This window comes from Pelorhabdus rhamnosifermentans, from assembly GCF_018835585.1.
Taxonomy (GTDB): Bacteria; Bacillota; Negativicutes; order UMGS1260; family UMGS1260; genus Pelorhabdus; species Pelorhabdus rhamnosifermentans.
The window spans coordinates 1-259 of record NZ_JAHGVE010000157.1 but is presented as its reverse complement, the minus strand read 5'-3'; the positions used below and the strand labels follow the sequence as shown (position 1 = coordinate 259).

General features: G+C 71.8%; 1 protein-coding gene. It reads left to right on the top strand.

Translation table 11 applies throughout. From position 1 onward, the window contains the following. A partial coding sequence (locus tag Ga0466249_RS26175) for an OPT/YSL family transporter (RefSeq protein WP_215832416.1) occupies positions 1–259 on the top strand: 259 nt, incomplete at both ends.

Below are 259 nucleotides of genomic sequence, written 5' to 3'. Positions count from 1 at the left end.
CCGTGATCATCACCACCTCGTCGATCGCCAACGACAACCTGCAGGACCTGAAGACCGGGCAGGTGCTGGGCGCCACGCCCTGGCACCAGCAGGTCGCGCTCATCCTCGGCGTCGGGGTCGGCGCCGTGGTGATCGCCCCGCTCCTGTCGCTGCTCTACGAGGCCTACGGCTTCGTCGGCGCGCCCGCGCATGACGGGCAGGACGCGGGGAGCGCCATGCCGGCGCCCCAGGCGGCCCTGATGACCCAGATCGCCAACGG